The sequence below is a fragment of the Zhongshania sp. genome, assembly GCF_041584495.1.
Taxonomy (GTDB): domain Bacteria; phylum Pseudomonadota; class Gammaproteobacteria; order Pseudomonadales; family Spongiibacteraceae; genus Spongiibacter.
In genome coordinates this window covers 1-21,954 of the sequence record NZ_JBFHDY010000012.1, presented here as the reverse complement: position 1 = coordinate 21,954, position 21,954 = coordinate 1, and the positions used below count along the sequence as shown (strand labels likewise).

The 21,954-nt window shown below is 46.0% G+C and carries 13 protein-coding genes; 3 read left to right on the top strand and 10 right to left on the bottom strand.

Going from position 1 to position 21,954, the window contains the following annotated elements; all coding sequences use genetic code 11:
* Positions 1 to 48: 48 nt before the first annotated feature.
* From ABYP33_RS03860 to paaK, 8 genes are all read right to left on the bottom strand, one after another.
* The gene (locus tag ABYP33_RS03860; RefSeq protein WP_008248100.1) at positions 49 to 2,487 is read right to left on the bottom strand and encodes an RND family transporter; all 2,439 of its coding nucleotides are present in this window, start codon (positions 2,485 to 2,487) and stop codon (positions 49 to 51) included.
* Positions 2,488 to 2,708: 221 nt separating this feature from the next.
* A complete protein-coding gene (locus tag ABYP33_RS03855; protein WP_008248102.1) occupies positions 2,709 to 3,737 on the bottom strand; it encodes an NADP-dependent oxidoreductase in 1,029 nt (342 codons plus the stop codon).
* Positions 3,738 to 3,996: 259 nt separating this feature from the next.
* Positions 3,997 to 5,022: a helix-turn-helix domain-containing protein gene (locus ABYP33_RS03850; protein WP_008248103.1), complete on the bottom strand. Its 1,026-nt coding sequence runs from the start codon at positions 5,020 to 5,022 to the stop codon at positions 3,997 to 3,999.
* Between the two features lie 75 nt (positions 5,023 to 5,097).
* Positions 5,098 to 5,580: a styrene-oxide isomerase StyC gene (styC, locus tag ABYP33_RS03845; protein ID WP_008248104.1), complete on the bottom strand. Its 483-nt coding sequence runs from the start codon at positions 5,578 to 5,580 to the stop codon at positions 5,098 to 5,100.
* 858 nt (positions 5,581 to 6,438) lie between these two features.
* Positions 6,439 to 7,917 carry an aldehyde dehydrogenase gene (locus ABYP33_RS03840; RefSeq protein WP_008248105.1) on the bottom strand — a complete coding sequence of 493 codons (1,479 nt, stop codon included), beginning with the start codon at positions 7,915 to 7,917 and terminating at the stop codon, positions 6,439 to 6,441.
* 133 nt (positions 7,918 to 8,050) lie between these two features.
* A complete protein-coding gene (locus ABYP33_RS03835; RefSeq protein WP_373088596.1) occupies positions 8,051 to 8,359 on the bottom strand; it encodes an EthD family reductase in 309 nt (102 codons plus the stop codon).
* Between the two features lie 31 nt (positions 8,360 to 8,390).
* On the bottom strand, positions 8,391 to 9,578 hold the full coding sequence (locus ABYP33_RS03830; RefSeq protein ID WP_040802976.1) for an acetyl-CoA C-acyltransferase: 1,188 nt from the start codon (positions 9,576 to 9,578) through the stop codon (positions 8,391 to 8,393).
* Between the two features lies 1 nt (position 9,579).
* Entirely contained in the window at positions 9,580 to 10,890 is a 1,311-nt protein-coding gene (gene paaK, locus ABYP33_RS03825) for a phenylacetate--CoA ligase PaaK (protein ID WP_373088593.1), read from the bottom strand.
* Positions 10,891 to 11,164: 274 nt separating this feature from the next.
* Between paaK and ABYP33_RS03820 the strand changes: the two genes are divergently transcribed.
* Both ABYP33_RS03820 and ABYP33_RS03815 read left to right on the top strand, forming a co-directional pair.
* The gene (locus ABYP33_RS03820; protein ID WP_008248118.1) at positions 11,165 to 11,761 is read left to right on the top strand and encodes a gamma carbonic anhydrase family protein; all 597 of its coding nucleotides are present in this window, start codon (positions 11,165 to 11,167) and stop codon (positions 11,759 to 11,761) included.
* A gap of 43 nt (positions 11,762 to 11,804) precedes the next feature.
* On the top strand, positions 11,805 to 12,302 hold the full coding sequence (locus tag ABYP33_RS03815) for a hypothetical protein (RefSeq protein ID WP_008248120.1): 498 nt from the start codon (positions 11,805 to 11,807) through the stop codon (positions 12,300 to 12,302).
* A 146-nt stretch (positions 12,303 to 12,448) separates the two neighbouring features.
* Here ABYP33_RS03815 and ABYP33_RS03810 read toward each other — a convergent pair whose 3' ends face one another.
* The gene (locus ABYP33_RS03810) at positions 12,449 to 13,849 is read right to left on the bottom strand and encodes a hypothetical protein (protein WP_008248126.1); all 1,401 of its coding nucleotides are present in this window, start codon (positions 13,847 to 13,849) and stop codon (positions 12,449 to 12,451) included.
* A 1,215-nt stretch (positions 13,850 to 15,064) separates the two neighbouring features.
* Here ABYP33_RS03810 and ABYP33_RS03805 point away from each other — a divergent pair.
* Positions 15,065 to 15,835: a site-specific integrase gene (locus ABYP33_RS03805; RefSeq protein WP_008248128.1), complete on the top strand. Its 771-nt coding sequence runs from the start codon at positions 15,065 to 15,067 to the stop codon at positions 15,833 to 15,835.
* Positions 15,836 to 15,911: 76 nt separating this feature from the next.
* Here ABYP33_RS03805 and ABYP33_RS03800 read toward each other — a convergent pair whose 3' ends face one another.
* Positions 15,912 to 21,944: a hypothetical protein gene (locus tag ABYP33_RS03800; protein ID WP_373088589.1), complete on the bottom strand. Its 6,033-nt coding sequence runs from the start codon at positions 21,942 to 21,944 to the stop codon at positions 15,912 to 15,914.
* Positions 21,945 to 21,954 lie beyond the last annotated feature (10 nt).

The following is a 21,954-nucleotide window of genomic DNA, read 5'->3' as shown; positions in this document are numbered from 1 at the left end:
CGTTTGCGACATTACGGTTTTTGCCTGGATTATTAATTTTTTCGAGTATTAATTCGGTTTAGTAGTCAACTGCGCTTCACTGAACCATGCCAAGTCGATACCCTCCCCAACCATCAGGTCGGTTCGAGTAACAAATTTTGGTTTAAGTACTGACACAATCAATGGTAGTACCAACAAGGCAAGCACCATGTTGATCAACATAATTGCTGACAACAGCAAGCCCATGTCCGCCATAAATTTAAGATCAGAAAGGAAATACCACGGCATAATACCGATCAACATAATTGACGCGGTGAACATGATCGCCTTGCCAGTGGTGGTTAGAGCCTCCGTGATAGCGCGATCCCAATCCTCGCCCTGAGCATGGTACTCCTCACAAATTCGTGACATTAGGTAAATGCCATAATCGATACCAACACCAACACCGAGAACAGCCACCATCACCGAATTAATGTCAAGACCAATACCAAGCATCGACATTGTGGCCGTTAGATAGAAGTTTGCTAGAACCACTGGAACCAGCAATACCAAGGATGCGACAAAGGATTTATACATATAACTAGCAATAAAAAATATCGCCAAACATGCAAGCCCCAGCAAGATCCACTCATAGCGTTTCACCACGGAGTTCATTGCATGCTGCAAGGCAATGGTGCCCGATGCTAGTCGTACGGTAATTCCTTCATGATCTTCACCAACAGCATCTAAGGCTGCATGCGCCGCAACAAGCGCCCGATCAATAGTTTCTTGCTTGTTATCTCTATAGAACAAGGATATTGCGCTATGCTGAAATTGAAAGTCAGTAACGTCAGCGAAATTTAGCGGATTCTGGCCAAAGGCGACGGCAACACCAGCCGCATTCACCGACCTATCTGTTGGATCAAGGGACAGCCACGCCGGGTGTCCTCCCGAATACAATCGAGAGCCTTCTTCCATAAAATCAGTGAAGGATCGCGCGGCTTTAGCTGGGTATTCCTGACTTAAGGCAACGCGTAGTATTTCTTTTGTTAACCCATAAGCCTCCTCTGAGCGCGCAGCTCTTTTTTGAACATTATCGGGATCTTTGGCCTCAAGAATAATTTCTAAGGAATTAACGCCGGGAAAATGGTCATTCACATCTCGAACACCAACATTAAATTCGGAGTCATCCCAAAGTAGATTACTACCTTCAGTCGGGTTCCCTATTTCCACCTGCCTAGAAAGAATGATGACCACGATAGAGATAATGCAAACGATAGTAGCGGTTACTTTTGGAATTCGCTTTCCGGTAATTAACGAGGCCACGCCTTCAAGCACTCGCTTCTGCAGGCCATGAATACCCTTCTCACGATCACCACCAATAATATCGTCGATATTTTTAGGCGTAGGTAAGTAAGACAGCATTACAGCGATTAGCATCACACCGGTAGGAATTAGGAAAAATGCCCAGAAGCCGCAAAACAAGGCAAATCGCTGCATCGCTGGAATAGGCGCTACACCGATACACATAATAGCGACCATATCAGTGATTATGCCAAACACACTTGGCGCCATCATCACCGCCAGCGTCGCTTCAGAGGCCAATTTGCGATCTTTAAGCTCGCTAAAGATCTCATAGTAACGCTCGGTATATTGAACGCAGTGTGAAAAGGAGCGAGCTACCAACAATAGCGGAACAACCATCAAAAGGGGTTCGATCGGGGACTTTAACCAACCAACCAATCCAAAGCCCCATATTGCAGCGACTGTACTGCAGACTACAGGCGTTATCACACCGGCAAAATTGCGCATATAGAATGCAAGTGCAACAACAAGCAAACTCACTGTCACGGCAAATATGGCATAGGTTTGCTCCTGAAGAAGATAAACCCATCCGGTTAACACCGGCTGACCGACGACACGAATAGTATGACTACCATCCTCCGCGCCTTTAGCTAGCTTTTGGATTTCCTCAAAAACAAGACCATAATCCAACAAATGCTCATGGAAACCAGCTCGAATTAACGTCGATGTTTCATCAGATGAAACCAGATAAGTTCTCGCCATTGGCGAGCGCTCCACTTTCCGCTGTAAATCCTTAAGCTCCGCTTCGCCCTGCGGAATTCGATCGCCCATTAAGGGCTGCATTTCAACTCCCATTGGCGTCGCTTCTGCGTAATTCGCCTTTTCTGTGGTTATTGAAACAATCCTGTCATGGTCCACCCCCTCAATGAGATCGATATCCCGAGTAAGATCCCACACTTTCTTCAAGGTATCTTCATTATAAATATTTCCGCCATCCGAACGTTTTACCATAACGGTAATGGTTAGCGGATTCCCGAAATTTGGGTGATCTTTAAATGTTTGAACAAACGGATCATCTGACGGCAGCAAATCTGCAAAAATAGTTCTGATATCTACGCGCGGAACGCCGACAGCAAAGACGACCGTAATTACAAGGAACACACATGCTACATGTGCACGGTGCGCCAATATCCAGCTAGCTATTTTAAATCGTAAATTTTCCATATCTTTATATTCTTTTACTGGCTTAAATGAAAAGCGGACTGCATCCGCCTATTTGGCAATCTTTACATTAAGAAATCACAGTCCCTTTTTTCATTACAAGGACCTTATTCTCTCAGTTTAAAATTTACATGCTTGTTGCAAAGTGCATTTTGAGTGACGCTATGTGCACAGCCAAAACAATAAGATAAACGTAATAAATACCGGCATGCAGATGTCGGCTATCAGTCACTTACATGCACAACAGATTTACCGATGTTTTCTCCATCAAAAACTGCTCTTAACGCGTCCGGTGCATTTTCTAATCCTTCAGTAATAAACTCGACTGGCCGAACTACACCCTGCGCAATCCATGACTTCATCTCCCGCTTAAACTCTACGTGCCGATCGGTATTTAACATATCCAATACCATTGAACCCTTGACGGTCAGCCGCTTAAGTAAAATCTCATTCAAGATCATAAATGACCGATCTGGTGTAACAGGTAACTGCGTCATGGAATACAGCGCCATAAGACCACAAACGGCGATCCTGCCACCTGGCGCCATCAAGGGAAATGTTGCGTCGAATGTTTGCCCCCCCGCGGATACCACCATGGCGTCGATACCGCCATCGATGCGATCACTTAGCATGCGCTCAAAATTTTCGCTTTTATAATTAAAACAATCTGTATATCCAAGCTTCGAAACCGCTAAGCGACACTTCTCATCTGTGCCCGCTGAGCCATAGGTAGCACCACCTTTTAAGTGGCTTATTTGGCCTACCATTTGCCCAAGTGCACCAGTTGCTGCACTACAAAAAACGGTGTCACCATTTTTCACTGCAAGGACATCGTTAACCACCAAATACGCCCCGAACCCAGTCGCTCCTAGCGCACCGAGACAATATGAAGGCCTGGATATATCGTTATCAACGCTAAATATGCCGGCACCATTACTAATAAAGTAGTCTTGCCAGCCCCACAAACCATGAACTAGGTCACCAACGCTAAAATCGGGATGGTTAGAGATATCGACCCGCCCGACCGTCGCCCCGTACATCACCGCCCCAATCGGAATTGGCCTAGCTTGATCTGAAACTTTTTTAACCTTTGAAAATAAATTTGGATCCATACCCAACCAAGTAGTGCGAATTCGAAACTCGCCCTCACCCGGCTCTGGTGCCGCCTCTTCTTCTAGACGAAAGCATTTTGCGGTAGGGACCTGAAATCTAGGGCGCTCTTTTAATACGTAACGCCGATTAATGTTGGCCATAAAATCACACCTCGATCACAACAATATTAGATGTATAGAATCCACATTATTAAGACCAGGAGCATCTCTCTGCGTGCAGACTTAATGATCAGGTGTGCGTTTTAATGCATGAATATCATGGCGAAAATAATATTCATCGAAAAAGCCATTTAATTAAATAACATATAAAAAAATACCCAGCATTTGCTGGGCATAAACACTATCACTTAGAGGGGTAGAATTTCGATTAACGAGGGAGGGGTGCTATTGTGATAAATAGTTAGTGATGCCCTTCTTGAGTTATTGCCAGCGAAACGGCCCGAAACTCACTCGGTGTTTGGCCATACTGAATTTTAAAAATTCGACTAAATGTCGCATAATCATTAAATCCAATATCAAATACGATATCCGTTATTTTACGATGCCGCTGAGCATTATCAGCAAGCATATGCATGGCCAGCTCTAAGCGAGTATCACGTATTAACCTTGCAGGCGTAGTATTACTTTCCTCAAACAACATATATAAGGACCTGCGCGACATGCACATTTCAGCAGCCAAATCGTCAGTTGCAAATTCAGGGTTTGCAATATTGTTTAAGATGTGACGCTGCACTTTATAAAGTCGAGGGTTATCAAATTTCGACATACCTTGCGTTGCCGCAGAGCGGTGAAGTGCCTTTGTCGTCATGGCCTGTATGGCCTGAATTACAGTGACCATATCTTCAGACGACTCGTCCTCCCGAATAGCGACGCTAAGCGCCATCAAGGAGCCAAGCGCAGCACTAATCGACGCCCCCTTAAGCAGCCGAGTCCCACATATAGCACTGCCAATATGATCCCAGCCAGGGCACGCTTGATGAGGTAGCGTTAACACAGCAAATCGCGAGCTCTCTGCCATAGCAATTCGGTAAGGGCGAGCTGTATCACATACGGCTGCCTGACCTGGTAAAATAAGGCAATTGTTATTATTCTGCTCTAGGTGAATTTTTCCGTTAAGCTGCCATATTATTTTAATAAAACCCGCGTCCGCCACTTCAGCCAAATGTCGAGTGCGCACCACCTCTCCGTCAGATGCACTAATAGTACTAAGGTCAATCGTGTTGGCATCGCCGCCGCCAAAACGATGCGTACTGACCTCAGCCTCAAATCCACCACCACTATAGTCTTTATGTTCTAACCAGGGAAAATTATCGTGAACAAAATCCTGCCACTCACGAAAATTCCCAAGCTGCTTGGTATTTGACGGACACCAACCCAGCCTGGACATTACATCTGACTCTCTATTTACGCTTTTTATTCCATTCATTATTAGCCACTCTTTTATATTTATTTAGCGCAAGCTGATACCGAATTCACTAATTTAATAAATTTTGTAATTTAACTATTTGCTTTTCGCAACTTTCAGTGCGCGGATACCGATAATAAGCAGCGCACCCATCGCCAATACACCAAACAAGTAGGCCGGCCCTAATGCTAATGCACTAAATATATCGCCACTACCAAATTTATTGTCGCCAAAACTTAATCCGCGGTTGGGAGTAAAGTTACCAAAGAAGTAAAACCCAACATTGCCCCAACCATCTAAGATAATTATATTTCCCAGTATTCGCGCCATCTTTTCGGAGAAATTTAAGGTCGGCAACACAAACGCCACTGCAATGACCATCATCCCATTTAGTGCCGGGCCGGTATGCGCGCGCTTCCAACCGTCTGCAGTTCCAGGCACATCAAAATAGATTATATATCCTGGAATAATCTCAAACCCACCTACCAAGTTCATCCAATAGAAGACACCAAATAGCAAGGTACTAAAAATCATTAGGACACCATGACCTGACATTTTGTATTGCAAACTAGACAACATATTTATTTCCTCTAGAAAATATTGGTTTTTATAATTAAGTTAATACAGCCGTACATTATTAGTATTTAAAACTCCAATTAACTAAAGCCTGTGGAGTTGCTCATGTTTCAACCGTCGCGGCAATGACGCTAAATTCATTTTGCTCCACAAGCAAACACTGCCGAACAAAATATAGGCTTCGCTCTTATACGACAAGACAAAAATAGCCCAAACACCTCCAAGCCACTCCGCCCATATTATCATCAACTACTCGAATATATGCCTCTAACAAGAACCCTCGATCCTACCGCGAGACTATAGAGGCCAGTTGCGGCAAACGAGCATCAACCACTTACCGCTCACTTTACATGTCATTTTTAAAACTTACCACTTTTTTTTGTATCAAATAAGATGTGCCACAACGCATTCTGGAACAGCTTCACAAAAAAGTGAACTTTTAGGCTACTTTCTTTGGTTATTCAAGGCGCGATGACACTAGCAAAATACGATATAACCATTTGATTTAGTTAATTATTATAATATAACACTTGATTTTTTGCGACTTACTGCGCCGCAAATCACTTCAATTATAAACCTTAACATTGACCTAGTTATCTGCACCACTCATTTGCTTTACTACGAAGATCAATTAAATTCGCCCCATTATAATCAACACTACTAGGCGTAATTAGGGATTCAGAAGAGAGAGGGAGGGGAAACCTGATATCGCGCGCCAAATGTGGCAGGCACTTGAGGCAGCCTCGCAGATACTTACCAACATCATTAGGCAAGACCTGCGATCACTGCTTCTACCCCATGTATTGACGCTCGCCCAAATCGGCTTGCATATCGGCTTACAAAAGGAGCACTGGGAGAATATTAGTCGGTAAGGATAGTAACCACTTTTTCTTCCGTATAAGCCAAGACACCTGACAAGCCGCACTCGCGACCAATGCCACTCGATTTTACGCCACCCCAAGGCAGCCGTGCATCAATTGGCGCCCAACAATTTACACCGATGGCGCCCACCTTTAGCCCTCGGGCTAAACGGTGTGCCCGCATAACGTCGCGAGTCCAAATAGTAGCAGCAAGCCCGTACTGCGAGTCATTTGCAATAGATAGCGCTTCAGCTTCGTCAGCAAAGGGAATTACTGTTGCCACTGGACCAAATATTTCCTCCCGAGCAATCGTCATTTTGTTTGTAGCCTGAGAAAATACTGTCGGCTTTACAAACCACCCCTTCTGGTACTCGCTTTCGCCGCCCGCCAGGAGCTGCGCGCCCTCTTGAACACCCGAACGAATATAACTATTCACTCTGTCAAACTGACCTTTTTTAGCAAGCGGCCCCATTTGCACAACGCCGGATGCCGGATCTCCGACGGCAATACCTTTCGCGACTTCGGCCAATCGCCCCGCGAATTCTTCAGCAATATCTTGCTGTACTAACACACGAGACCCTGCAGCGCAGATTTGCCCCTGGTTAAAGAATACCCCCATCGCGCAACCACCAACGGCGGCATCAATATCTGCATCATTAAAAATAATCTGGGGACTCTTACCACCGAGCTCTAGCGATACTCGCTTAAATTGCTTAGCGGCTACGCGCTGTATATCTTGGCCTACAGCTGGGCTGCCAGTGAACGTAATCTTATCTACACCCGGATGCTCCGCGAGCCCCCGACCAATCACCAAGCCCGAACCAGTCACGACATTAACCACTCCGTCAGGAAAGCCGGCTTCTTTACAGAGCTTCGCCAAATGCAGGGCAGATAGCGGTGTTTCCTCCGAAGGCTTAACAACAACGGTACAACCTGCCGCAAGCAAAGGGCCAAGCTTCCAACAGGTGATCATAAAAGGCGTATTCCACGGCACAATTGCGCCAACCACACCCACCGGCTGCTGCAAAGTATAGGACAGGGTAGGTCGACCCATATAGCCGGGCGTTGGAATGGTACGCCCTTCAATTTTATCTGCCCAACCACCGGAGGTTCGTAATGTCTGTATCGCATTTGGAAGATCTAATATCGTCGGCTCGATTCCAACCCTGCCTATACAGCGCGCGTCCATATTCGCGATTATGGCGGCGTCTCGCTCGACAAGATCAGCCAGCTTATTGAGTAACTGACCACGCTCGCCACCGCTCAGTTGACTCCACTCGCCACCATCAAACTGTTGACGAGCCGCACTTACAGCAAGGTCTAAATCATCTTGCGTTCCTAAAGCAAACGTAGCAAATTCATATTCATCTACCGGACTAATAAGCGACTGCCGCCCATTATCAGACGCGGCCAATTCCAGTCCGTTTATGTAGTGATTCAGCACAAGTGGTTCTGAATTTATTAGGTTTTGAGTCGTCATCGGTCGTTCCCCTCAATTAACTCCCCATAATCTGCATGGGAAAAAGCGATTTTAATATCACCGCAATCGTGTATTTCATACTAAGCTGAACGTGCACATCACATCGCCCGTCGTGCACTTTCTTATAATTTATTCACACCACATCACTGATCTGCATTTGAGGGCTAATATTAGTGTAATGAATTACGTCAGCAATAATTTCGCGACGGTGCGGACCAAAGCCGGCATAAAAGCTTTCGATAGAATCGCTATAAATGTGGCAACATGCTATATAAAGTGGATTAGTATTCGGAGCGTCACCACATACTCCACGATCAATTGTATATTTAAGACAACTTCTTCCCATCTTCTCCTGTATAAGTGGCAGATGCCTATTTTTGTAATATTCATGATCAAATTTACCATCCGGGCTATACGGATACATAAGACTGACTTTTATCATAGAGAACTCCCAAAATAGTTATTCATTATATTTATTCTATTCTTTCGATTAGAATAGCTACGCCCTGCCCATGTTCGTCACATATTGCGCAAACCGCGAATCGTCCACCGCTGCTTTCCAGTTGATTAATTGCCGTGATTACCAACCTTGCGCCAGTAGCGCCCGCGGGGTCACCAACGGCTAGCGAGCCACCATTTGTGTTAACATAATCTGCATCTACAGGGATTTTTAGTTCACGTAAAACTGCAATCGCATTGACTGCCGACGCCTCACTTATCTCAATAAAATCTATTTGCGACAGTTTCAATCCGGCTATTTTCAAAACCTTATGCACGGCAGCGGATGACCCAAGCAAATAATCTATCGATTGCGATTCAATAAAGGCATGAGCGACAATTCTAACTCGCGGAACTAATCCGTATCGAGTAGCAGCCGATTCAGACGCTAGCAGCATCGCACAAGCGCCATCGCTTATTGGCGAGCTATTGCCAAGCGTTATTGTTCCGTCGACGCCATGAATTTCATTAACGCTACGAAATTCTGCAATCCCATCAGCCACATACCTCGCCTCGTCATTTCGAAAAATCAGGTTATTACCTTGCCCGTCGACAACCCTCACCACCATCGCTTCACGCTCAAAAAAGCCCTTATCCGCTGCCGCATGCCAACGCGCCTGGCTTCTAAAGCTAAACTGATCCTGATCGTCACGTGAAATGGAAAAGTGACTGGCCAAATATTCCAGCCTTGCAACACCAGAGACCCATGCATTTGAGCTATGCTCATTGGCTACCTTATTAGCACGTACTAATAAGTTATTACCTCGCGCGCTCTGAAAAATCGACTTAGGTATATGCAGCTGCCCGACGCTCTCGACGCCACCAGTAACAATGAGGTTTAGCTCACCCGAAGCGATAGATTTGGCTGCGCTTACAACGGCAAACAAGCCGGATCTGGACCTGCGACTTTGCACCTCGCCGCGAATCGTCTTTGAAAATCCAGCTCGCAGTGCTGCGGTACGAGCTATATTATTCTCGGCCTCCCCGCGACTGTTTTCGCAACCCAGCGTGATATGACTAACAGCCTCCCAGTCCACCAGCCTGTTTCGATTTATCAGATCGAATAATGGCAGTGCCGCCAACGCCTCCACGTCGAAAGCAGACAAGAAGCCGCCGGGCATACTGAATGGTGTTCGTACTGCACCACAAATGTAGACACTCATATTAACGAAGATCAATCACGCGCTTCGCTTTACCTACTGATCGCTCCATAGAGCCTGGCGATTGCAATTCGACATGAATCGTTATCCCCACATGAATTTTAACGAGATGCTGCAATTTCTTAACAATTTCAAGCTTACGATCAGAACTAATATTGAGAGCGCTATTATCTAGCTCTACAGCAACAGCAACTGAATCCAAATTCCCGCTCTTAGATACAGTGATCAAGTAGATTGGCGCTAGCTCAGGCAGCTTTAGCAATAATTCTTCAATCTGAGTAGGGAATACATTTACTCCGCGAATAATTAGCATGTCATCCGACCTACCAGTGATCTTTCCCATCCTACGCATTCCACGGGATGTAGGTGGCAGCAGCTGGGTTAGATCGCGAGTTCTGTATCGAATTACTGGTAGCGCCTCTTTCGTCAGCGAAGTAAAGACCAACTCACCCTCTTGTCCATCAGGAAGAACTTCACCGGTGACGGGATCTATTATCTCTGGATAAAAGTGGTCCTCCCAGATCACCGGACCATCCTTTGATTCTACGCACTCACTTGCCACACCAGGCCCCATCACCTCAGAAAGTCCGTAGATGTCAACAGCGTCTATTCCTGCTCGCTCCTCAATCTCTTTGCGCATGGCATTCGTCCACGGTTCCGCACCGAAAATACCAATTTTCAAACTTGTTTCACGCGGATCTATACCCTGCCGCTCGAATTCTTCTATTAAATTCAACATGTATGACGGCGTTACCATGATAATCTTAGGACGGAAATCCTGGATAAGCTGCACTTGCTTTTCGGTTTGGCCACCAGACATAGGTATAACAGTACACCCCAGACGCTCCGCACCATAATGAGCACCCAGGCCTCCTGTAAACAATCCATACCCATAGGCTATATGAATGATATCGCCAGCTCGTCCGCCTGCGGCATAAATACTACGAGCGACAAGATCAGCCCATGTATCTATATCGTTTTGGGTATAGCCAACAACCGTTGGCTTGCCCGTTGTACCACTTGATGCATGAACTCGGACTACCTCTTCACGCGGAACAGCAAAAAGCCCAAACGGGTAGTTGTCTCGCAAATCTTGCTTCACTAAAAATGGAAATTTTGACAAATCAGACAGTGACTTTAAGTCATCAGGACAAACCCCAGCCTTTTCAAAACTTTCTTTATAGAAGGGAATATTATTATATGCATGCTCGAGCGTTTTCTTAAGACGCGAGAGTTGTAGCAATTGCAGCTCATCTTTGCTCGCCATTTCGATTGATTCTAGCCCAGATTTTGTGAATGATTTTAAATTAGACATATTCTTCTTCCTCCTGATATAGGGCAATATGCATCAAAAGGTCGAGCCAAACATCGCAGTTGGTGCAGAGGGCCTGCTTAAGTGTGCAAACTAATTCCGGCAACACCGAGAGAGGCTTCAAGGAATTCTATGCACTCGGACCTACGAGATGAAATGTCACCAAAACCCACAGCAGAAAAATTTACTTACAAGAGGTGCGTAGCAATACACTGATATACCACGCCTAATAAAATATGTATCATTAATATTGCCTCTCCATTTGGGATTTTACGATATGACTTTTTATGCAATAGATGGTGTCACTCCCTTCCTTGATCTAAACTCGTATGTGCACCCAACAGCTGTAATAATTGGCGACGTGGTTATTTTAGGGAAATGTTATATCGGTCCTAATGCGGTATTAAGAGGAGACTTTGGTCAAATTTATGTAGAAGAAGGCTCAAACATCCAGGACTGCTGCGTGGTACACAGCTTTCCCGGCAAACAAACAAAACTGGGACGCAACAGCCATATCGGTCACAGCAGTGTAATTCACGGCTGCACGCTAGAAGAAAATTGTCTAGTAGGAATACATAGCACCGTGCTAGACAACTCATACATCGGCGCAAACTGTATCATCGGCGCCAATAGCCTGGTACCGGACTCTTTTGTATCACCGCCAAATAAGCTTATTTTTGGTTCGCCCGCAAAGATTCGACGGGACTTAAATCCGGAAGAATTAAGCTGGAAATGCAACGGCACACTTGAATATCAAAACCTTGCGCAACGCAGCCTTGATACATTAGCTACTTGCAGACCCGAGCGCATAAGTAAGCCCGAGGGTATTCGATTAACCACCAAGTCACACGCCAGGAAAAAAGAATTCGCGTAAAAAACATGCAAAAAATCTAAAGTAAGCCTCGACGGGAGACATCATGACCGACCGAACTCGCGCACTATTATTCCTAAATGGATTCAGCTTAATTGCCTTAAGCCTCTTAATTGGCTGGGTATGGTTTTTTGCCTTACTAGATCGCATCGTTTTATGGCCCCTCCCTATCGACATACCAGTGAGCATCCCAGATGATGGCCGGGCGTGGCGAATGGCCCACATGGAAGCGATAACGCAAGGCTTGATGCTAATTGGTCTCGGCGCTGCAGGAAGATTCATCAGCATTAGCGATACGCAATTTAAATGGCTTTTCTGGGGAGCCCTCACAGCGGCATGGCTATTCACTATTCAGGCTTGTTTTAATGCTTTATTTGGTACGAGAGGCTTAGCTTTTGGTGGGGGACCATTCAAGTCTGGCATCGCAAATGACATTATTTATATTTCGGGATACCTCCCCATGATCGGTATACACGTTATGATCGTACTTACATTACTAGGGATATGGCGGTCAGTAAAAGAGTTTCCACGGCATGAGCATTAATAACGCGAATTTCTAACGTCGAATTATATCGATAAAAATATTAAACAAACTATTTTTTATTATCTAGGCACAACTATTTTCCCAAGCATAAAAAACGCCCACAAGGGGCGCTATAAAAGAGACAACAGGGTGGAACAGCTGAAATACTAGTTGCTAGACCGCCCCTCACTTAAGAGCGATTCCATCTTTGGAATTGCTTTTTGAATCAATTCACCCATAGCCTGAATATTTGCAGCTATCTCTGGATCATCAAAATCGAGAAGCGGACTGAATAGATCCGTACGCGACTCATTAATCCATTTTACTACCGCCGGCTCGCTTAACCAAACCGACATATTTTTGCTATTTTGAAGCGCGCAGCGTAAGTAATCAATTTCCAGATATGGCAGCGGAACTGGATGGCACAGCTCATTCTTGCGAGCTTCGTCAGCATCGACATTGCACTCCACATTACCGATGAACCCAGCACTGTAAACCTGCTGACACATACGGACGGTTTGCAGCGTAATTGTATTGCCATCAAATACCTTAACCTCAGGAACCTTAGGTAATCCATCGGCGGCACAATCAATAAAAACCGCGTTAGCGGGAACAGCACACGAGCCTTTAGTGAGTTTCATTTCAGTGGCAGTTACCGCCTCCAAATAACCCATGCGTATAATGTTTTTCACTCTGCGAAGTTGTTCTAGCTCCAGCGGCGTGAAGGTTGCACAACGCCAGCGAGTAGGCTTAACTGAGGAATCTAACTGCATAATTAATTCGCGACCAGCTAGGCGGTCGTAAAAATCACGATAATTTTCGGCTTCAAGTGCGCATTGCAATATACCAATAGCATACTGGGTTACTGGATCGCTAAACTTCCGACCAGGATCCACCGTGAATCGATCAAACATCCATGCATCAGCAGGCATGACCCATGTAATCCGATCAGGATCAATACCATTACTTAGCAGGAATAATACCGCGTCCATTCCCGTTTTCCCCGACCCCACAATAACAAAATTATCATAATGCGGCGCGACCCTCGGCAGCTCATTTACTGCAACTGCTTTTACGCTTTCCGACAAGTCAAATGTCGGTGGCCGCTGCGAAGGCACAGTGACATTCAAGTAAGTTGAATCAACAATTTTTTTAGTACGAAACTCGTATATTTCGCCGCTAACAAGATTCTTTGCTGTACCAGATTCCTTATCGTATTCGCACATTGGTATATATTTGACACGACCAGACGCAAGAAAGCGGCGACGCATCACATTATCAAAGTAGGCGACAACTTCACGACCACTTGCTAGCTCATAGCAGCCCTTATTCAAACCAAACTCATCGCGCTGATCACCACCCAATTCCGTAGAATTTACGCCATAACATGTAGATGTTTGATGAAGTCGCACAAATGGATAAGCATAGTTCCAATGCCCGCCTGGACTAAAATTCTTATCGATAATGATAATAGAAGCTTCACTGTGAGAAAGTATCTCATCTGCAAACGCCATCCCCATCCCGCCAGCACCAACTATCAGATAATCTGCCTCGAGAACTACCGCCATTTTAAATCCCTCGCAAATGCTTCATTATTTTCTAATACGACAATCAAAATCGAACCATCGCAAAACCGTAAGTGAGCGTAGTATCTCGATAAAAGAGCAACGAGAACTGACCTCCCGTGCAAAATCCTACACAATTAGTGCATTTATCCTCGCTCGGGAAGGATATCCCCGCATTACTATAACCGTACACAAGCCTTGATTACGGCACGAAAAACAACCTAATAGTTTGTTTTATATAGCAATTATTAGATTTAATTACCCGCATAACTGAAAGCCCTAACTCAACTCCCGCGAAGAAAAACCTAGGACTAAGTCACATTTAGTTCTAATGAACATTCCTGAACTAGAATCCTGTTTGCCAACCAGCGTCGAAGGCAGTTCAATAAGCCTTGAAATAAGGAGTTAGAAAACGTCTCAATCGGTCACTACACCATAGCGGGAGGATTTCCACACTCAAACATCGACTTTATTTGTATATAATTCAGTATATTAAGAGATTCCCACTGGGTCCAGCAAGGAATTCAGACCACATCTACGACCTTTGTATTTACTGCATTCCCACGACAAAAAATGTTGCTCAGCATGAAATACAAGATGAATATAGCGCGACCACCAAACAGTGCCCATGACATACAAAATGGGGCCTAATCGTCATGAGCCATCTTCTGACTATAAATCAGTATTTATAATCAACAGATGCGCTACCAAACAAGTGCTAAGTGATTTGCTGGTCATCCAAGCAAAGTAAGCAAACTTTCCAAGTAAAGTCGGCAAATTACACGCAAAGTTAGCAAACAGGTAACCGCTTGCTTGTAAGTGTTGTGAAAAACCTTCTTATATCGGGAATGGCCTACATATGACCTCTTAACCTTCAACAGATAGGTAGCTTTAAGGGTCAGAGAAATGATTGCCGATATGATTAAGCGCGTATCAAATTCAGAGTATCGCTTTTATAGTCGATCAAATTATCGGCTCAATGAATTTATCGGGCGCATCGATCTCACCTAAAATGCCTGAAACGGTGCGACGATATTGTTAGTAGCGAGCTCAAGGTAACGAATTTCACCGGCAGCTCGTTGGAAAATACCGGAGCCATGCCTGAATGTGGAATCATCAATATGCTCCGCACTTTGTCTAAATAGGCGCACTTCAGTCAAAAATCCGTTAAAATATGATTATTACGGATTATTGTTACAGCCCTCTTCGAGGTTTTTCATGCCTAAATCTGGCCAGGCGCGCGTCCTCACCGCCGAGCAACAAGACCACGTATTCGATGTGATTCAGCACCACCGGCACATTGAAAAGAACACAGCCATCATGCAGATCAGTTTCAAGCTTGGGCTGCGGGCCCAAGAAATCGCGCTACTCCAAGTCAAAGAAGTCGCGAAACTGAATGCGTCGGGTACGGATTTCAAATTATTGGAAGTCATGAGCCTGCCAGCAGCCTACACCAAAGGTGCTGATGCTATGGGGCGGTCCCAAAGCCAGTACCAGCGGAGAACAGTCAGTTTCAATGTAGAGAGTTTCAACCAGGTCGTTCGCCAAGTCGAAGCCCTAGCCAAAGCTGGTGCTGAGGTGAAACCAGAGGATTTTTATCCACCAGTCAGGAAGCATCGCGGAAAATTTAGAGATCTCCCTATGGTAAGCGCCGCACTTCGCGCAGCGCTGACAGAATATTTGCGCTTACGACTTGAAAAGACCGGAACTCTAATGCCTTCCTCCCCTCTTTTTATTACTCAAAAAGGTGGGCCGTATTCCCCAAACACTCTACAGGAACATATGGCGGTGATACTGAGGGACTGGGCTGGCGTCGAAAAGGCCAGTTCGCACAGCGGCCGACGATCCCTTATAACTAATGTCATTCATAAGCAGAAAAAATCAGTGAAGATCGCACAGAAGATCGCAGGTCACGTCAATCCATCAACAACCTTGATTTACGAAGAACCTCCTGAAGAGCAAATTATGCGCGCTCTTGAGAATATTTAAATGCTGAAAACATAGAGCATTTCCTCTGGAGGAAGTAAATAACTCGCTTATATTGAAAATATATCTTTATTCGAACTTAATAGTTTGAACTCCAGATATGGTTAATAACGCCCTTAAAATATTCGATCTTTAAAGATTTCTTAATACGAACTACGGCCACAGTATGCCAATATTTACCACTTTCATATCGGTATCCGCTTTCATGTTTTTGTAAGTTAATCAGTAATATTAAATCAGAATTATTACGTACAAGAAGCTTTTCAAGAAGCGCCTTATTTACAACCAGCCGATGACCATCGCCAGATCCACCTTCTCTCGATTTTGAATAAGCCCAGGCTTCTGATTCTGCTTTTAATCTGCCTCTGGCGGTACAACTGCAGCCGAACGGGCCACGACTTTTAAGATTCAAACTATCGGCGATGCCTACCGCTATGCGAGGCTTGTGCAAAACGGCTGCACTGGCGATTGGGTCATCACCATCGAGACGCGGCTCACGTCCAGGCATCGTGATCCATGGCAGGCAGTTGCTCTTCTCACTATTTATATAGCCTTTACCATCATCGTCTTCTGCGCAGGAGGGAAGCCAGACACACATGGGATCGTCCGATTGAAGACTCTTGATAACGGCTTTCGCTTCTCGCGGGCGAACAAGAGCCGAGCTGATTTGAACTCGAATGTGATCGGCAGAAAACCAACTTCCAGCAACGACGACGGATTTATCAATTCCGTTATCAAGTCCCGCTAGTCCTAGAATTTTTCTTTTGTCACCTGTTAGTCCAAGTCCGTCTTTTCCTCTCTCCATTAGAATTGAAGTCACTTCCGGAGGAGCTCGGTTGAGGATATCCGAGATCCAAACCCCGTCGTCTCTCGTTAAGAGATACCGACTAAGCCAATCATTCCATGGATCGTCGCACCACCAATCCTGGGTCGCTGGCTTGGTTTTCTGCAATTGGCCAGCGGCAATCATCATTCCATGCCAGGCGAGCTGCTCACCATAAGAATGATAGGCACTGCTAAGTCCACGTCTAGCACGTGGTGCGCCATCACGCCCACCTGACGCATACATACTTTTGGCATCATCATCCATGTCGTGGACGATGTCTGAGATCAGGTCAACAACCAACCAATGTGGCTGCCCAAAAACATTGCTTAGGTAGTGGACGTCTTCTTTATTGAAGTCATATTCCAGTGAAAAATCATAGGCGCGTTTCGGTGCCGCTTTTGGACGGTTCTCGTGATAATCCCCGTTATATTTCTTAAGCTTTTCTTCCAGCAGCGGATAGGGAGACTGATCAACACTTCTGAGTTCGGACTCTCGCTTTGTACTAACGGTTATCTCTCTCGCTTCGATACACGTGATTAAGGCCTTTGCCGCAAAATGCCGCATAAGGACATGCCTTACATCTGAATCGTCTAGAACCCGGTCGAGCTTGGATTTATACCTGGAAACCTCCGCTGGATGATCCTTGGAAATCCGAGCTATCGCAATCAATAGCCAAAGCTTTGCATGAAGGTAGTAAAACCTCAATTCTGGGGCATGGAACGGACCGGCATCCTGATTCTCTAGCTGCGCCAGAAGTGCGTCAACAACTCTCCATTTCCCGAAGCGCGCAAAGGAACGAATACAATGAGCAGCCCGCCAACGGTCACTTGCGCGGGGCGAACCCAATTGCCGCCAGACTAGGCCCGCGAAGATTTGCGCCTGTTTATTTTTTGGATAAAGCCCGTTTTTCCACTCACCGTCGAGCACACTCCCGGATAGTTTTGCTGCGTCGCTCCTGAGCAGTCTTGTAAGCGCAGCCTGCCCTTTCCCCTCGCCAGCTTGCTCGCAGATAAGGTGCGCAAAATCAAGCCAAACAGGCGCTCCGACTGACGACTCGGGTTCAGAGAACAACTTGACTATCTCCAGCACAAGTTCGGCCAAGGGAAGCCCGGAAAGTTCTGAAATATCTGCGAGGTGATAGATTGATAGACTGTCGTTGCTAATGAGGTCGTCAAGGTGCTGAAATATCAACGCATTCGCAAGTTGTCGATATACACTTTTGAGAGCACCGGACGACACCGACCACAATTCATTGCACTTTTTAAGCTCATCGAGCTTCCAATAGAGATTGAGGTGTTCACTTCCAGAAATATTTCGGACATAAGCGGCCCGCTCTCCATATCCGACTTTCACACGCAGCTTGTCAAAAAAATCATCTTTTACACGGTATGCACTTTCGCTATCACTTAGCGCTGCAAGCGCGCTACTCAACGATTCGTAATCACCCGGTCGTGTAGAATTAGCAACGCGAGTAAGTACGCTTTGGCTCTTCGCTTCTCGCTTATCTGCGGCGCGCCTGAGTTTTAAATCGTCGCTGGAACGATAGTTAGCATGTTCATTACGTGTATTGATTACCCGGCCAAAATGTGGATACAGAGAATTCAAGCGGCTAACAATTTTGGACCTAGTTCCAAGGACACTTCTCGAAATCTCCGCGAGAGCCTTGACAGTTGACTCAGTAGAAAGGCCCGGATTGTTCGCTTCGAATTGCTCAACTAACTCCGTAACTAATTGTTTTTTATTCTCACTATTTTTTCCGGCCAGGGCCTTCGCGAAAGTCTCGGTATTACATGACCAGTAATCTGCTGGATCAGCAAGCCAGTTAAGTGCTACCGCGTCTTCGGGGGCGACTTTGTCATCCTCAACGAGTGCTGTTAAATAGGGCCTTAACGTACAATCAAGCGTGACCTTATCCCTATCGTCCCATCGACTGAGTTTGGCAAGGCCTCTACAGCCCGAGACCCTCGACATCCCTTGTCCGAATGCATACCAGGGAAATTTTTCAGGTTCATCTGTCAGGTTAAGTTCGGCGATATTCGACAATGTGTGAAAATCAGCCTCTTTAAGCTCAGCACCTTTGACGGATGCAGCTAGAATAAAAAGATGGTTAGTATACTGGTAGTCCCCTGAACCAATGGCATCCATCTGCTCCAGACCGGCACGGAAGTACTCTGCAGATTCCTCCATACTAGCTGGTAGAATTGCCCGACCGAGTCTCGCATAAAGTGAAGCTCTATAGTCGATCTCGTTTTCAGACCCAATGAGTGAAGCGCACCGGATCGCTTCTTGACCAGCAAAATCATGCAACCGGGATCTCTTGGAGAAAATGGAGACCAATTCTATCAATGTGGATGTAGAAACAATTTCCAGGTCGTGCAGTTGATTAAGGAAAGTCTTTACGGAGGCAGCTTTCAAATCATCCCTAGCCCACAAAGTAAATTGTATCAGCTGCAACCCCAGGAGCGTGAAGAAAGGACTTAACCTGCCTGCGCGATAGTAGTCCCGTTCCTTTCTGGTCTCCACCCAAGACTTGACAAGATCTTTGAATGCCTTGTCCGCTCTTCCTTTCGGCTTACGAAGGACGATGGACAGTTTTCTCGTCAAGTCGAGCAGGGGTTCAAAACGATAATTTAGAAAGCGCTCTGCGTGCTGATTATCCTCATAGCTAATCGATCCGGGCTTCTTCTCTTTTTCCTGATCTTGCGTTCCAGTACGTATTCGCTTGGCCAGCCGCTTTTCAAGCTCTTGGCGAAAGTCTATACCTGCCAAGCTATTTTTGATCCCGGAAGCGGCGTCACGAAGCTCACTCGGCATCAGATCCTTTTCATGAACTTCAATATCCTTGATAGCTGCGTTCAAGGCTACGCCGAAAATGAATGGGAATACATACTGTTCTGAGTAGTGATCCCTAAATAACCAAAGACCAGCCCTATCTGTAGGGAGCAACTTACCGATGGCTTTTGCAGAGCGCCGATCTTGTAAAGCCAAGGCTAACGAGGCTGCTTTGCGAAAGCCGTTAATTATTTCTCCGGTGTCGCGCGAGCCGTGAACGGGCACATCGATTTTATCTGTATCGCTGGCCGCTTTGGATATCTTGGATAAAAGTGCTTTTTGCTCAAGTGGCTTTAAATCGAGATGCGCCAATGCGGCGGTTAAAGCCCCGACCTTGCTTGAAAGTACATTAAGAAAACCTTTTACATCGCAATATTCGATATTGGACTGAGGGTGAGAGACAAAACCGAAAACGTGTTCGCAAATTTTATAGGTATACCAGTCGTACCACCGATCTAGCGTATTCGCTGCATCTTCAAATCGCTTCTGGCCCAGCAAATAGAATGTGACAGATGCATTATCGATAGACTTTGGTCCCTCCCCATAGGGGCGATCATCTCTGTCTTGTTTATGGAAATGCCGCACCCAGTCTTCTGTCGCCAGGATATGTCGAAGCGCTTCATCATGGTCACCAGAAAGCGTGTTAGCGATTGCCAACCGGGCATGCCGCGTTCCCTGCCAACCAGTTCGTGCTTCGAATAGCCGCCTGGTTGCGTCGGTATCCTGAGCCGCAATGACAAGATCGGGGAAATCCAATATATAATCGGTGCCACGGCGATCAACAGCGGCAACGGTCGACATCTCGACGGTAAGCTCTACAAGCTGATCATAGTTTTTTTCTAATGCCGCATGGCGAATCGCTGCCTTAAGACGGGAGAGCCGGATATTACGCTTGCCAACCGAGCCGGTTACCTCTTTAGGGAATGTCTGATCAAACGCGAGTGTGAACAGTTTCCTAGCATCACCTAGTAACAGTAGTAGATCTGGCAGCGAACGGGCGGCATAGACAGATTGAGCCTGCATTTTTAAGAGATTTTTCGCCAGAAAACGAAGCGGTGTTTTAAGGCAACCATATCTCTCCCGAACCAGATCTTCTGTCGGCTCGTCCCTGAAAATCAACCCATGCTTTGTCCGTTCCAATAACGGTGACAAATCAGATGCAAAGCTCTCTATGGCACTGATTGCCATACCATGTGCTTGAGCATATTCGTTTAGGGGAACCGGCGGAGGTAGGACAGCTAGACCTGCCAAGAATGAGTTAATCTCCTCCGTTTTGGAGCCGCGCTGTCTGGCTTCGTCCAGCGCACTGTCGATACGTCCCTGAATCAGGTCATTGAGTACAATCTTTTTATTGATTTCGGATTCATCCAGAAGCCCTCTCTCTGTATCCAGCATATATTGGAGAATGCGTGGAGTTCCTTGAGATCGAGCCTGTGCAACACGAATCTCCGATTCTCTGACATCGGGTATCCGTGCCTGAAGATAGCACTTGGTTTCATCCAAACTAAAATTACGGAGAGCGAAATCTACATAGGAATTGTCGGATATGGGAATCCGCTCTGTGCGCGACGACAAGACAACTTTAAAGCCGGGTACCGGGTTTGCATTCAGATGTTCGACAAGCAGTACCGGAAACGAATCCTCACGTTTGTCCTTTGCGTGAATTGCAGCATTATCTATAGCGTCAATGAAAAGAACGAGGCTTTTCTTGCTATTGCTTGAAGCGAGAGTAGCGACCGATTGCTCAATTCTTCGACGAAACGTATTGATCAATGAATCAATGTCGTCGCTTCCTGGGATAATCGGATCACACAATCCGCGACAAGCGAGGGTATTGGCTATATGAATGAAACCTCGGCGAGGATGGTGGCGTGCGTCGCCAGGCGATCTGTAGTTCCCTCCTCCAAAACAATCAAAGAACACCGTTTCGTGGTCATTCGAAAGTGATTTGCAAATGCTGTCCAGGAACACTGTTTTGCCGGTACCGCCAGCAGCGCGGACCATAAGTGGCTTGTCGAGATTAGCAACAAGGGAAACAGCTTCGCCTAACTGTTCACGCTCGACGATATCACCAACATCAGCGAGGGCCTCGGGACACGGAAGGAGATCGCTGCTATCAGATAACCCTAATGCAGCAAGGATGTCCGTATGTTCGATAATGTTTCTATCGGTACCTGCGAATCCGGCCTTATCGCGGATCATTTGCTTGAGGTCACCAAGACTTGCCCGTGCAATGGCATCACTACCATTGCCAAACCAATCAACAATGGTGCTGGAAAGCTGGGCTTTAGATTCACGCAAGGTGTCATTCAGACTTTGGATACTGCATTTTCCAGCAAATTCGGACAATGCAGTTCCAGTAAGCCCACAGGCCAATTTAAGTTGATCTGCTTGTTTTTTTACTTCACCTGAAACTGCCGTTCCTGTCGCCAGCGCATCAAGCGCTTCGACCAATGGACTATAT